The organism is Micromonospora sp. CA-246542, from assembly GCF_050942905.1.
In the GTDB taxonomy this organism is placed as follows: Bacteria; Actinomycetota; Actinomycetes; order Mycobacteriales; family Micromonosporaceae; genus Micromonospora.
Map to the genome: position 1 here is coordinate 6,202,513 of NZ_CP192040.1, position 13,299 is coordinate 6,215,811.

Consider the following 13,299-nt stretch of genomic DNA (forward strand, 5'->3'; position numbering starts at 1 on the left):
GGTCAGCGGGAGTGGTAGTTGGGCGCCTCGACGGTCATCTGGATGTCGTGCGGGTGGCTCTCCTTGAGCCCGGCCGCGGTGATCCGGATCAGCTGACCACGCCGGTGCAGCTCGGGGATGCTCTCCGCGCCGACGTACCCCATGGCGGCCCGCAGCCCGCCGATGAGCTGGTGGGCGACCGCGGACAGCGGGCCCCGGTAGGGCACCTGGCCCTCGACGCCCTCGGGGACCAGCTTGTCCTCGGCGAGAACGTCCTGCTGGAAGTACCGGTCCTTGGAGTACGACTTGGCCTGCCCCCGGGACTGCATCGCGCCGAGCGAGCCCATCCCGCGGTACGCCTTGTACTGCTTGCCGTTGATGAAGATCAGTTCGCCGGGGCTCTCCTCGCAGCCGGCCAGCAGGCTGCCGAGCATCACGGTGTCCGCGCCGGCGACCAGGGCCTTGGCGATGTCGCCCGAGTACTGGATGCCACCGTCACCGATCACCGGCACGCCGGCCGGGCGGGCGGCACGGGCCGCCTCCATGATCGCGGTGATCTGCGGGACGCCGACGCCGGCGACGATCCGGGTCGTACAGATCGCGCCCGGGCCCACACCCACCTTGATGCCGTCGGCGCCGGCCTCGACCAGCGCCCTCGCGCCGGCGTACGTGGCCACGTTGCCGCCCACGATGTCGATCGTCACGTCCTTCTTGAGCCGGCGGACCATGTCCAGCACGGCCCGCTGGTGCCCGTGCGCCGTGTCCACGATCAGCACGTCGACACCGGCGTCGACCAGCGTGCGCGCCCGCTTGTACGCGTCCTCGCCCACACCCACGGCGGCGGCCACCCGCAGCCGGCCGGCGTCGTCCTTGGTGGCGTTCGGGTACTGCTCGCTCTTGGTGAAGTCCTTCACGGTGATCAGCCCGCGCAGCCGACCGGAGTCGTCCACGATCGGCAGCTTCTCGACCTTGTGCTGGCGCAGCAGCGCCAGCGCGTCGTCCTTGCTCACCCCGACCGGGGCGGTGACCAGCGGAGTCCGGGTCATGATCTCGCGGACCGGGGTGTCCGGCTCGGTGACGAAGCGCATGTCGCGGTTGGTCACGATGCCGACCAACTGGCCATTGCCGTCCACCACCGGGACGCCGGAGATGCGGTACCGCCCGCACAGCTCGTCGACCTCGCTCAGCGTGTCGTCCGGGCTGGCGGTCACCGGGTTGGTGATCATGCCGGACTCGGAGCGCTTCACCAGGTCGACCTGGAGTGCCTGGTCCTCCAGGGACAGGTTGCGGTGCAGCACGCCGATGCCACCCTGGCGGGCCATGGCGATCGCCATCCGCGCCTCGGTGACCGTGTCCATGGCGCTGGAGAGCAGCGGGACGGTCAGTTCGACGTTGCGGGTGAGCTTCGTCCGGGTGTTGACCCGGCTGGGCACCACGTCCGACTCGCCCGGCTGGAGCAGCACGTCGTCGAAGGTGAGCCCGAGCGGAACGACCCGGGCCGAGCCGGTGGGCAGCTCGGGCAGGTGGCCGCCCAGGTCGGCGTGCTCGACGCCGGCCGGAAGATCGGTACTGGGCGAATTTTCCACGATTGCTCCCCTGAGCTGCTCGGATGGGCTTCAGCGAGGTGGCGCGGGCGGGCACCGGAACACGCCACGGTGCCGGCACGTCGTCCCATCGTACCCAGTGACCTGCGCGACCTGGATCGGCGGCGGTTGCCTGGGCGCGGTGCCCGGGGGCGGACGTTCCCGCCGCGTTGGGTCTACGGTGAGGGGGTGCACGACGAGCCCATCGACCCGTTCAACGGCGACCCGGCCGACCCGACCGCCGGGCTGGACGATCCGGGCGACGACACGACGCCGGATCCGCTGACCGACGTCGAGCGGCAGGATGTGCTGGAGGACCTCGCCGACCTGGAGATCTACCAGGCCCTGCTGGCGCCCATCGGGGTGCGCGGGCTGGTCATCGAATGCGAGGACTGCCGGGAACCCCACTACTTCGACTGGGACCTGCTCCGGGGCAACCTGCGGCACCTGCTCAACTCGGGGCGGCCCCGGGTGCACGAGCCGGCGTACGACCCGGATCCTGACCACTACGTGACCTGGGACTACGCGCGTGGATACGCCGACGGGGTGCACGACACCCTGACCGAGGGCACCGAGGACGATCCGGACCCGGGCGCCGCCACCACCGCCGACTGAGGTCCCGCCGGCCCCGGGTCGCTCCCGGAGACCGCTCAAGATCGTGCTGGCACAAGGAAGTAGTGGCCCCGCCGCGCCGGGAGGCCACTACTTCCAGGTTCGAGCACGATCACGGGGCGGGGTGCGGCGTCAGGAGACCAGGCCGGCCCGGAAGCCGGCGGCGACCGCGTGGGCGCGGTCCCGGGCGCCGAGCTTGCGGAACAGCCGGCGCGCGTGTGTCTTGACGGTGTCCTCCGAGACGAACAGTTCCCGGCCGATCTCCGCGTTGCTCTTGCCCTCGGCCATGCCCAGCAGCACCTGGAGTTCCCGTTCGGTGAGCCCGATCGACGACCGGCCGCCACGAACGCCCGCGCCGGGCCGGGTGCCGTCGGACTGCCCGGTGGCGGTCCCGTCGGTCGCCGACTCGACCTCGTCGTCGCCCCGCTGCACGGGTACCGAGGCGACGCCCGCCGGCCCGTCGCCGGTCGCGGCGGTCCAGCCGGGCTCCGCGGCGCCGCGTACCGACGGAGTGGAGCGGGCCGAGCCACCGACCGCCGCCGCATCCCGCGCCGGGTCGGTGACCCGCTGCCGGGAGGCCCGGCCGGGCGCGGTCAGCAGGAGCAAGGCCTTCGCCACCGCGCTGGTGAGGTCGTGGTCGGCGTTCTGGATCAACCCACGGGCGCCGGCGCTGATGGTGGCGGCCGCCGCCTCGGATTCCTCGGTGCCGAGCAGCACGACCGCGGCCTGCGGCGCGCGGGCCAGCACCCGGCGGACGAAGCCCGCGCTGTCCGGCCGGGTGAGGGCCGTGTCGGCCAGAACCACGTCGGCCGGTCGTTCGGCCAGGCGCAGCATCACCTCGGGATCGGAGACGGCGGTACGAACGATCGCGGACAAGCCCAGCCGCGCGGCAGCAGAAGTGAGGTGCTGAGCCGCGAGCGGTGTCCGAACGCACACAAGAACGGTACGCACTGTGATGGTCTCCTCTCCGCACACGAGCAGACCATGACGGGGTCGGCTGGGGAGGAGGTTCCCGGCAATCATCTGAACTTTTCCGACAGATGGGGCAAAAGCCGCAAGTTGCCAGGGGTTTTCGATCACAGACGTGTGAGCTGGCAACGACCCGGGTACCGGGGGGTCCAGGCCGGGAACGGTGCGCCTGCGCGGCCCGCCGCCCGGAAGCCGGCCACAAGCATTCTCGCGGTGCCGCGCGGGAGGAGGGGTGCTGATGTCGAACGTACGTAGACTGCCCGGACCCATCGTCGACCTCTGGGACTGGCAGCGGCTCGGTGCCTGCCGAGGCCGGGACAGCGCTCAGTTCTTTCACCCGGATGGGGAGCGTGGGTCCTCGCGGCTGCGGCGGGAGTCCCAGGCCAAGTCGGTCTGCCGCGCCTGCCCGGTCCGCGCCGAGTGCGCCGCACACGCGCTGTCGGTCCGCGAGCCGTACGGCGTGTGGGGCGGCTTCAGCGAGTCCGAGCGGCTGCGCCTGCTCGCCGTCGGCTGGGAGGACCTGGCAGACCGCCGGCAGATCCGGGTCGACGTGGCCCGCCTGGAGGCCCGCCTGGGCCGCCCGCACAAGTCCACGGTCCCGGCTCAGCGCAACGTAGCCTGACCCGAGAACACAGCACTTCCCCGAAACCGCACTCCCGATGGGGAGCGCGGTTTCGCGTCACCAAGACCGCGAGGCAACTGCTGACGGGCGGCGGACCGGCGCCGCCGCCCGCTTCGCCGCCATGCCAGGCCTACTGCGACGCTCCAGGTGTGTAGACGGCCTTTCTTCGCTCTGCCCACCGGTACGCCCGCCGTCCCTTGCGCTGCCCACCGATGCCCCCGCCGTCCCTTGCGCTGCCCACCGATGCGCCCGCCGTCCTTTGCTCTGCTTCAGCGGAGGAAACACGCCCTGTCCGAATAGCGGACACGGCGTGTTTCCTGGGTTGAAGCAGAGCAAAGGACGCACGAAGGGTAGGTCCTCCGTCGGCCGCCGATGGGCTCGGCGCAACGCTCCCAACGGCCTCAGCGCACGGCCGTGGGGCAGATCAGCGGACGTTGACGGGGACGGTGTGCCAGCCGGTGGCGCCGTCGGGGGCGACGCTCTGGGTGCGCTCGGTCTGGGTCTCGCCGGTCGCGTCCGTTGCCCGGACCTGAAGACGGTGCTCACCCGGCGTGGCGTCCCAGCGCCAGGACCACTGGACCCAGGTGTCCACCGATACCGTGGGGGCCAGCGCCGCCTCCTGCCAGGGGCCGTCGTCGACGCGTACCTCGACCCGGCTGATGCCCCGGTGCTGCGCCCAGGCCACCCCGGCCACCGTCACCGGGCCCGCGGTCAGCCGGTTGCGCCGCCGTGGCGCGTCGATCCGCGACTGGGTCTTGATCGGCCCCTGGGCGGACCAACCGCGCGGCACCCAGTACGCGTCGAAGTCGGCGAAGCGCGTCAGCTCCAGCTCGGTCACCCACTTGCAGGCCGACACGTAGCCGTAGAGACCGGGCACCACCATCCGCACCGGGAAGCCGTGCTGGACCGGCAGCGGTTCTCCGTTCATGCCGATCGCCAGCAGCGCGTCCCGCCCGTCGCGCAGGGCTGCGGTGGGGGTGCCGCAGGTCCAGCCGTCGACCGACCGGCCGACGACCTGATCGGCGTCCTCGTCCGGTTGGGCCTCGTCCAGCAGTTCCCGCAGCGGTACGCCGAGCCAGCGCGCGTTACCGATCAGGTCGCCGCCGACCTCGTTGGAGACGCAGGCCAGCGTGACGTACCGCTCGACCAGCGGCCGGGCCAGCAGGTCCGCGTAGGTGTAGGTGCGCTCGGTACCCACCCGGCCGTGAATGCGCAGCCGCCAGGTGTCCGGATTCACCTGCGGCACCACCAGGGCGGTGTCGATCCGGTAGAACCCGGAGTTCGGGGTGACGTACGGCGCGAGCTGAGCCAGGGACAGGTCCGCTCCCGCCGGCACGGCCGGCGCGGGGACGGCCGGGGCGGGCAGCCGGATCGCGTCCCGGGCGGCCGAGACACCCCGCCGTCCGGCCAGCCAACGGCCACCGAGACCGGCCACGGCCGCCGTACCGAGCAGCACTCCGGTGCCGGTGAGGAACCGTCGGCGCGACTCCGGGTCCACACCCTCGACCGGCGCGGCCGGCGTCACCGGCGTGGGTGGGTCCCACGGCCAGGGGTCCAGCTCGAACGGTCCGGCGATGAACAGCCAGAGCACCAGGGCGCCGAGCCCGCCGCCGACCAGCGACGGCAGCGCGTCGAAGACGTCCGCGCCGGGCCGGGTCAGCGCGGCGGCCACACCGACGGCGCCGAACGCCGCGATACCGGCCAGGCCCAGGGCCAGCCGGCGGATCGCCAGCATTCCGAAGAGGGCCGCGAACCCGCCCAGCAGCAGGGCTGTTCCGGTCAGCAGGGCGATCTTGTCGGCGGTGCCGAAGACGTCGATGGCGAACTGCTTGAGCGGCTCGGGAACGGCGTCGACGACCACCCCGCCGACCGCGACCAGTGGCGCCGACCGGGGGCCGGTCAGCACCGCCACCGGCTCCGCGATGCCGATCGCGACGGCGGCGGCGGTGACTCCGGCCAGCGCGGCGTACCGCCGTGACGTCGTGCTCATCGGCCCAGTGTGCGCGATCATCTCGGCCGATCGCCAACGACGTCATCGCTTGGTAATGCTCGCGCGGACGAAACCGGGGCACACCGCCGTACGGCGGTGTGCCCCGGAACGGGTGTCGCTACCGGGTCAGAAGCCCGGGCCGTGCTGGTGGCCGTGGCCGTGCCCGCCACCGGCGGCGGCCGGCTCGGGCTGCTCCGGCTTCTCCACCACGAGGCTCTCCGTGGTGAGCAGCAGGCCGGCGATCGACGCGGCGTTGGTGACGGCGTTGCGGGTCACCTTCACCGGGTCGATGATGCCGGACTTGACCAGGTCGCCGTACTCGCCGGTGGCCGCGTCGAGGCCGTTGCCCCACTGCATGCCGGCGACCTTCTGGGTCACGACGTAGCCGTCGTGGCCGGCGTTCTGCGCGATCCAGCGCAGCGGCTCGACCAGCGCCTTGCGCACGATCGAGACGCCGACCTTCTCCTCGCCGGTGAAGCCCAGGTCGTCGTCGAGCACGGGGAGGATCTGCACCAGGGCGGCGCCGCCGCCGGGCACGGTGCCCTCCTCGACCGCGGCCTTGGTCGCCGCGATGGCGTCCTCGATGCGGTGCTTGCGCTCCTTCATCTCGACCTCGGTCGCCGCGCCCACCTTGATCACGGCGATGCCGCCGGAGAGCTTCGCCAGCCGCTCGGCCAGCTTCTCCCGGTCCCAGTCGGAGTCGGAGGCCTCGATCTCCTTGCGGATCTGGGCCACCCGGTCGTCGACCTCGGTCTTCTGGCCGCCGCCGTCGACGATCGTGGTGTTCTCCTTGTCGACCACGACGCGCCGGGCGGTGCCGAGCACCTCCAGGCCGACCTGGTCGAGCTTGTAGCCCAGCTCCGGGGCGACCAGCTCGGCGCCGGTGGAGATCGCGATGTCCTGGAGCATGGCCTTGCGCCGGTCGCCGAAGCCCGGGGCCTTGACCGCGCAGACCTTGAGGGTCTTGCGCAGCGAGTTGACCACCAGGGTGGAGAGCGCCTGGCCGTCCACGTCCTCGGCGATGATCAGCAGGGGCTTGCTGTTCTGCAGGACCTTCTCCAGCAGCGGGAGTAGCTCCTCGATCGCCGAGATCTTCTGGGTGGTGACCAGGATGTACGCGTCCTCGAGGACGGACTCCTGACCCTCCAGGTCGGTGACGAAGTTCGGCGAGATGAAGCCCTTGTCGAACTGGAGACCCTCGGTCACGTCCAGCTCGGTGGTGAGCATCGAGCCCTCCTCGACGGTGATGACACCGTCGCGGCCGACCCGCTCCATCGCCTCGGCGATCAGCTCGCCGATGGTGGCGTCCTGCGCGGAGATCGTCGCCACGTTCGCGATCGACTCCTTGCCGGAGACCTCGACGGCCTTGCCGAGCAGCGCCTCGGAGACCTTGGCGGCCGCCGCGTCGATGCCCCGCTTGAGGCCGGCCGGGTTGGTCCCGGCGGTCACGTTGCGCAGGCCCTCACGGACCATCGCCTGCGCCAGTACGGTCGCGGTGGTGGTCCCGTCGCCGGCGACGTCGTTGGTCTTGGTCGCCACCTCCTTGACCAGCTGCGCGCCGAGGTTCTCGTAGGGGTTGGTGAGCTCGATCTCCTTCGCGATGGTCACGCCATCGTTGGTGATCGTCGGCGCACCGAACTTCTTGTCCAGGACGACGTTGCGCCCGCGCGGGCCGAGGGTGACCTTGACCGCGTCAGCGAGGGCGTTGACACCGTGCTCCAGCAGGTGTCGGGCGTCGTCCGAGAAGCTGAGGATCTTCGCCATGAATGTCCCTTCGAAGCGCCGCTGCCCCGGCCCGGCGAGCCGGACCGGGGCAGCGACACTGATCGGTTGCTTACTTCTCGATGACCGCGAGGACGTCGCGGGCGGAGAGCACCAGGTACTCCTCGCCGGCGTACTTGACCTCGGTGCCGCCGTACTTCGAGTAGAGGACGGTGTCGCCGACCTGCACGTCAACCGGGACCCGGTTGCCGTTGTCGTCGACGCGCCCCGGACCGACAGCGAGGACGGTGCCCTCCTGCGGCTTCTCCTTGGCGGTGTCGGGGATCACGATGCCCGACGCCGTGGTGGTCTCAGCCTCGTTCGCCTGGACCACGATGCGGTCCTCGAGCGGCTTGATCGCAACCTTGGTCGCGGTAGTCACGGGCATACCCTCCTGGGGTACTGGTTTCGTTGCCGGCCAGCGGGGCTGACCAGCGTCAATCTGCCTCATGCCACCGGGCGGGGCCGTCGTCGCGGGTGCCGGTCCGCCTGGCGTGCGCATCCGGGTCGCGAGACCCGGAAGCTGGCACCCTCAGGGTGAGAGTGCTAATCGCAGGTTATTCCGTGGCTAGCACTCCGTCAAGGAGAGTGCCAGCGCGTCGCGCCCCGCCAGCGGTATTTTCCCCTCGGTCGGGAGAATGGGCAGGTGGATCTCGATCAGTTGGCGGCACTGCGTACCCCCGAGGGGTCGGCCGCCCTCACGGCGGCGGCCGAGCTGGCCGGCGGCGATCCACTGACCGCGGCGTCGGCGCTCCGCGCGGCCGGGGTGCCCCCACGCTGGCGGCGGCGGCCCTCACCCAGGCCGAGCTGCGCCACCGGGCGGTGGGCAAGTTCGGCCCCGCCGCCGCCGGGATGTTCCTCACCCGCCCCGGCCTGGAGCAGGCCACCCGCCGGGTGGTTGCCGACCGGCGGGCCGCCCGGCTGCACGCGGCCGGCGTGCGCACCCTCGCCGATCTCGGGTGCGGCCTCGGCGCGGACGCGCTGGCCGCCGCCCGTGCCGGCATCCGGGTGTACGGGGTGGAGGCCGACCCGGTGACCGCGGCGATGGCCGCCGCCAACGCCACCGCAGCCGGGCTGGCCGACCTGTTCACGGTCGAGTGCGGCGACGCGACGGCGTTCGACGTGTCGCGGGTGGACGGCGTCTTCTGCGACCCGGCCCGACGGGCCACCGGCACCGGACGACGGATCTTCGACCCGCGCGCCTACTCGCCGCCCTGGGACTTCGTGACCGGCCTGGCCGAGCGGGTGCCGCGCACGGTGGTGAAGGTGGCGCCGGGCCTGGACCACGCGCTCATCCCGGCCGGCGCGGAGGCGGAGTGGGTCGGCGTGGACGGCGATCTGGTCGAGGCCGCGCTCTGGTGCGGCGAGCTGGCCGAGGTGCCCCGCCGTGCCAGCGTGTACCGGAGGGAGATCCACCAGCTCACCGGCTCGGGCGACACGGAGGCGCCGGTCGGGCCCGCACGCCGCTACCTGTACGACCCGGACCCGGCGGTGGTTCGCGCGCACCTCGTGGCCGAGCTGGCCGCGGAGCTGGACGCCACCCTGGCCGACCCGAGCATCGCGTACCTCTACGCCGATCGACCGACCCGCACCCCGTACGCGCGCTGCCTGGAGATCACCGACGTGCTGCCGTTCTCGCTCAAGCGCCTACGGGCGTTGCTGCGCGAGCGTCGGGTGGGCCGGGTGGAGATCCTCAAGCGGGGTTCGGCGCTGACGCCCGAGCAGTTGCGGCGGGACCTGCGCCTCGCCGGCGACCAGGCGGCGAGCCTGGTGCTGACCCGGGTCGCCGGAGCGCCGACCGTGCTGATCGGCCGGCCGGTGGTTTAGGTTCGGGGCGTGGCGGGACAGGGCACTCCGGCAACGGCATTACTGGCCAAGCGCGGGATCGCGCACCGCACCCACCCGTACCGGGTGGCACCCGACGCTCCGAACTACGGTGCCCTGGTGGCGGCGGCCCTCGGCGTGGCTCCGGAGCGGGTGTTCAAGTCGCTGGTGACCGAGGTGGACGGCGTCCTCACCGTGGCGGTCGTACCGGTGACCGGTGAGCTGGACCTCAAGGCGCTCGCCGCGGCGGTCGGCGGCAAGCGGGCGGCGCTCGCCGAGCGGACGGTCGCCGAGCGGGCCACCGGCTACGTGCGAGGCGGGATCAGCCCACTCGGGCAGCGTCGACGGCTGCCCACCGTGCTCGACGACTCCGCGCTGAACCTGCCGACGATCTACGTCTCCGCTGGTCGGCGCGGGCTGCAACTCGAACTGGCGGCGGTGGACCTGGTGGCGCTCACCGGGGCCCGCAGCGCGCCGTTGCAGGCCCGCTGACCTGTCGTTACATCGCGCTTTTCGGGGGATGTTCGGCGAGTAACAGTCGCGTTGCTGAATTGTTATCGCTTCCAACAAACTTGGGACCTGCGTGGTCTTGTGGTGCCAGTGTGACGCGGAATACGTTGCCGGACACAACAAAACAACACCTCCCCCACCTCCGAAAGGACCCTGCACATGCGTAAGGGGATCCTCACCATCGCCGCCGTGGGCCTGCTCGCGACCGGCGGTTTGACCGCCTGCGGCGACGACTCCGGCAACGGTTCGGCCGACTCCAAGAAGACTCCCAAGATCGGCGTGATCCTTCCGGACAGCAAGTCCTCCCCCCGCTGGGAGACGGCGGACCGTCGCTTCCTGGAGGAGGCGTTCAAGGCCGCCGGCGTCCAGTCCGACATCCAGAACGCCCAGAACGACAAGGCCGCCTTCCAGACCATCGCCGACCAGATGATCACCGGCGGCGTCACCGCCCTGATGATCGTCAACCTGGACTCCGGCACCGGCAAGGCCGTGCTCGACAAGGCCAAGTCGCAGGGCGTCGCCACCATCGACTACGACCGGCTCACCCTGGGCGGCTCCGCCCAGTACTACGTCAGCTTCGACAACGAGGTCGTCGGCAAGCTCCAGGGCGAGGGCCTGTCGAAGTGCCTGACCGAGAAGGGCGCCAAGAACCCTGTCGTGTCGTACCTGAACGGCTCGCCCACCGACAACAACGCCACCCTGTTCAAGGCCGGCTACGACTCGGTGCTCAAGCCGAAGTTCGACTCCAAGGAATACACCAAGGGCCCGGACGACGCCGTGCCGGGCTGGGACGGCCCCACCGCCGCGACCATCTTCGAGCAGCAGCTCACCGCAACCAAGGGCAAGATCGACGGCGTGCTGGCCGCCAACGACACTCTCGGCAACGCCGCCATCTCGATCCTGAAGAAGAACAAAATCAACGGCAAGGTGCCGGTGACCGGGCAGGACGCCAGCGTGGAGGGCCTGCAGAACATCCTCGCCGGTGACCAGTGCATGACCGTCTACAAGGCGGTCCGGGAAGAGGCCAAGGCCGCCGCGGACCTGGCCATCGCGCTGGCGAAGGGCGAGAAGAAGGACACCGGCCAGTCGGTGAAGGACGGTGACCGCGACGTCCCCTCGGTGCTGCTCACCCCGAAGGCCATCTACAAGGACAACGTCAAGGACGTCATCGCCGACGGCTACGCGACCAAGGAGCAGGTCTGCACCGCGGCGTACGCCAAGTTCTGCGCCGAAGCCGGCATCAGCTGACCGACGCCGCAGTACCCGCCGGGACGACCATCGCCGCCCGGCACGGGAGCACCCTCCCGTGCCGGGCGGCGCCCGCCGGACGGGCCCCGACCCTCCCTTAAGAAGGAGACCCCGTGTCCGCGATTCCCCTGCTGGAACTCCGCGGGATCGACAAGAGCTTCGGTCCCGTCCAGGTGCTCCGCGACGTCGCCCTGAGCGTCCACCCGGGCGAAGTGACCGCACTTGTCGGCGACAACGGCGCCGGTAAGTCGACCCTGGTGAAGTGCATCAGCGGCATCTACCCCACCGACGCCGGTGAGGTCCTGTTCAACGGCGCACCGGTGCACATCGGCAGTCCCCGCGACGCCGCCACGCTCGGCATCGAGGTCGTCTACCAGGACCTCGCGCTCTGCGACAACCTGGACATCGTGCAGAACATGTTCCTCGGCCGGGAGAAGCACAGCGGCATCGTCCTGGACGAGCCGACCATGGAACAGCTCGCCGCCGAGACTCTGGCGGGGCTCTCCATCCGCACCGTCACCTCGCTTCGCCAGCACGTCTCCAGCCTCTCCGGCGGTCAGCGCCAGACCGTGGCCATCGCCAAGGCGGTGCTCTGGAACAGCAAGCTCGTCATCCTGGACGAGCCGACCGCAGCCCTGGGCGTGGCACAGACCGCCCAGGTCCTCGAACTGGTCCGCCGCCTCGCCGACAACGGCCTGGCCGTGGTGCTCATCTCGCACAACATGAACGACGTCTTCGCCGTCTCCGACCGGATCGCCGCGCTGTACCTCGGCCAGATGGTCGCCCAGGTGAAGACCACCGACATCACTCACGCCCAGGTGGTTGAGCTGATCACCGCCGGGCGCTCGGGCGGCCTCGGCCTCGCCACCGACCCGGGCGGCAACGGCGACGGCCCGCAGCCGGCCGACTCGATCTCAGGAGGCGTCCGATGACCACCACCGCCGTGCGCAAGGACGGCCCGGCGGCCGTCACACCGCCGCCGACCGTCGGGAGCCACGTCCGCAACTACGTGAGCCGGGTACGCGGTGGCGACGTCGGCGCGCTACCAGCCGTGCTCGGCCTGATCGTGCTCTGCACCGTCTTCGCGGTCATGCGGCCGTCGTCGTTCCTGTCGGCCGGCAACTTCGCCAACCTCTTCACGCAGGGCGCGGCGGTCACGCTGATTGCGATGGGCCTGGTCTTCGTGCTGCTGCTCGGCGAGATCGACCTCTCCGCCGGCTTCGCCAGCGGTGTCTGCGCGGCGGTACTGGCCAACGTGGTCACCGTGCTCGGCTACCCCTGGTGGGTTGCCGTCCTCGCCGCGGTCGCCACCGGTGTCATCATCGGCACCACGCTCGGCATGCTCGTCGCGAAGATCGGCATTCCGTCCTTCGTGGTCACTCTCGCCGGCTTCCTCGCCTTCCAGGGCGTCGTGTTGCTGCTCGTGCAGGAGGGCACCAACATCTCCGTCCGCGACGAGGTGCTGGTCGCCATCGCCAACCGCAACCTCGCCCCCGCGCTGGGCTGGGCGCTGACCGCCGTCGCCGTCGTCGGCTACGCGGCGGTGCAACTGCTACGCCACCGCAACCGGGCGGCCCGCGGTCTGATCACCGACCCGATCGCGGTGGTGGCGCTGCGGATCGGCGGGCTCGCCGTCATCCTCGGCACCGCCGTGTACGTGCTCAACCTGGAGCGCAGCCGCAACGTCCTCATCGTCTCGCTCAAGGGTGTGCCGATCGTGGTGCCGATCATCGCGGTGCTGCTTGTCATCTGGACCTTCGTGCTCCAACGCACCAGCTACGGCCGGCACATCTACGCCGTCGGCGGCAACCGGGAAGCGGCCCGCCGGGCCGGCATCGGAGTCGACCGGATCCGGATCTCCGTCTTCGTGATCTGCTCGTCCATGGCCGCCGTCGGTGGCATCGTGGCCGCCAGCCGGGCCAACTCGGTCGACCCGAACACGGGGGGCAGTAACGTACTGCTCTACGCGGTCGGCGCGGCGGTGATCGGCGGCACCAGCCTCTTCGGCGGCAAGGGCCGGGTATTCGATGCCGTGCTGGGAGGCGCGGTGGTCGCGGTCATCGAAAACGGAATGGGCCTGATGGGGTACAGCGCGGGAGTCAAGTACGTGGTGACCGGCGTCGTGCTGCTGCTCGCCGCCAGCGTCGACGCCCTCTCCCGCCGCCGCGCGGCAGCCACCGGCTCCCGCTGACCGCGCGGGA

The 13,299-nt window shown here is 71.1% G+C and carries 11 protein-coding genes and 1 pseudogene; 7 read left to right on the forward strand and 5 right to left on the reverse strand.

Annotated features, from left to right (window positions below; genetic code table 11):
• Positions 1-2 precede the first annotated feature (2 nt).
• Positions 3-1,565 carry an IMP dehydrogenase gene (gene guaB / locus ACQP0N_RS28730; RefSeq protein ID WP_433115470.1) on the reverse strand — a complete coding sequence of 521 codons (1,563 nt, stop codon included), beginning with the start codon at positions 1,563-1,565 and terminating at the stop codon, positions 3-5.
• Positions 1,566-1,751: 186 nt separating this feature from the next.
• Between guaB and ACQP0N_RS28735 the strand changes: the two genes are divergently transcribed.
• Positions 1,752-2,177 (forward strand): DUF5319 domain-containing protein, encoded by a 426-nt coding sequence (locus tag ACQP0N_RS28735; protein WP_355050690.1) that lies wholly within the window; start codon positions 1,752-1,754, stop codon positions 2,175-2,177.
• A 129-nt stretch (positions 2,178-2,306) separates the two neighbouring features.
• On the opposite strand, the gene ACQP0N_RS28740 is transcribed toward ACQP0N_RS28735, so the two are convergent.
• Entirely contained in the window at positions 2,307-3,125 is an 819-nt protein-coding gene (locus ACQP0N_RS28740) for a response regulator transcription factor (RefSeq protein ID WP_433115472.1), read from the reverse strand.
• A gap of 256 nt (positions 3,126-3,381) precedes the next feature.
• Here ACQP0N_RS28740 and ACQP0N_RS28745 point away from each other — a divergent pair, with 256 nt between their 5' ends.
• Entirely contained in the window at positions 3,382-3,765 is a 384-nt protein-coding gene (locus ACQP0N_RS28745; protein ID WP_355050692.1) for a WhiB family transcriptional regulator, read from the forward strand.
• Between the two features lie 424 nt (positions 3,766-4,189).
• Here ACQP0N_RS28745 and ACQP0N_RS28750 read toward each other — a convergent pair whose 3' ends face one another.
• From ACQP0N_RS28750 to groES, 3 genes are all read right to left on the reverse strand, one after another.
• Complete coding sequence (locus tag ACQP0N_RS28750) at positions 4,190-5,755, reverse strand: molybdopterin-dependent oxidoreductase (protein ID WP_433115474.1); 1,566 nt, start codon at positions 5,753-5,755, stop codon at positions 4,190-4,192.
• Positions 5,756-5,881: 126 nt separating this feature from the next.
• Positions 5,882-7,519 (reverse strand): chaperonin GroEL, encoded by a 1,638-nt coding sequence (groL, locus tag ACQP0N_RS28755; RefSeq protein ID WP_433115476.1) that lies wholly within the window; start codon positions 7,517-7,519, stop codon positions 5,882-5,884.
• 70 nt (positions 7,520-7,589) lie between these two features.
• Positions 7,590-7,904, reverse strand: a complete 315-nt coding sequence (gene groES / locus ACQP0N_RS28760) for a co-chaperone GroES (protein WP_030330046.1) — start codon at positions 7,902-7,904, stop codon at positions 7,590-7,592.
• Positions 7,905-8,162: 258 nt separating this feature from the next.
• On the opposite strand from groES, the pseudogene ACQP0N_RS28765 reads away from it, so the two are divergent.
• The 5 genes and pseudogenes from ACQP0N_RS28765 (at position 8,163) to ACQP0N_RS28785 (ending at position 13,289) form a co-directional block, all read left to right on the forward strand.
• Positions 8,163-9,343 (forward strand): annotated as a pseudogene (locus tag ACQP0N_RS28765) (THUMP-like domain-containing protein).
• A 9-nt stretch (positions 9,344-9,352) separates the two neighbouring features.
• Positions 9,353-9,832: a Cys-tRNA(Pro) deacylase gene (gene ybaK / locus ACQP0N_RS28770; protein ID WP_433115478.1), complete on the forward strand. Its 480-nt coding sequence runs from the start codon at positions 9,353-9,355 to the stop codon at positions 9,830-9,832.
• A 177-nt stretch (positions 9,833-10,009) separates the two neighbouring features.
• The gene (locus tag ACQP0N_RS28775) at positions 10,010-11,098 is read left to right on the forward strand and encodes a sugar ABC transporter substrate-binding protein (protein WP_357126335.1); all 1,089 of its coding nucleotides are present in this window, start codon (positions 10,010-10,012) and stop codon (positions 11,096-11,098) included.
• A gap of 113 nt (positions 11,099-11,211) precedes the next feature.
• Complete coding sequence (locus tag ACQP0N_RS28780; protein ID WP_433115481.1) at positions 11,212-12,030, forward strand: ATP-binding cassette domain-containing protein; 819 nt, start codon at positions 11,212-11,214, stop codon at positions 12,028-12,030.
• Positions 12,027-13,289, forward strand: coding sequence for a sugar ABC transporter permease (locus ACQP0N_RS28785; protein WP_433115482.1), 1,263 nt, complete (start codon positions 12,027-12,029; stop codon positions 13,287-13,289). The genes ACQP0N_RS28780 and ACQP0N_RS28785 overlap by 4 nt, the downstream gene beginning before the upstream one ends.
• The last annotated feature ends 10 nt before the right edge of the window (positions 13,290-13,299 follow it).

Excerpts from the sequence above, each read along its gene's own strand:
- ACQP0N_RS28745 (WP_355050692.1), top strand. The coding sequence starts at position 3,382 with ATGTCGAACGTACGTAGACTGCCCGGACCCATCGTCGACCTCTGGGAC.
- ACQP0N_RS28750 (WP_433115474.1), bottom strand. The coding sequence starts at position 5,755 with ATGAGCACGACGTCACGGCGGTACGCCGCGCTGGCCGGAGTCACCGCC.
- groL (WP_433115476.1), bottom strand. The coding sequence starts at position 7,519 with ATGGCGAAGATCCTCAGCTTCTCGGACGACGCCCGACACCTGCTGGAG.
- groES (WP_030330046.1), bottom strand. The coding sequence starts at position 7,904 with ATGCCCGTGACTACCGCGACCAAGGTTGCGATCAAGCCGCTCGAGGAC.
- ACQP0N_RS28775 (WP_357126335.1), top strand. The coding sequence starts at position 10,010 with ATGCGTAAGGGGATCCTCACCATCGCCGCCGTGGGCCTGCTCGCGACC.
- ACQP0N_RS28785 (WP_433115482.1), top strand. The coding sequence starts at position 12,027 with ATGACCACCACCGCCGTGCGCAAGGACGGCCCGGCGGCCGTCACACCG.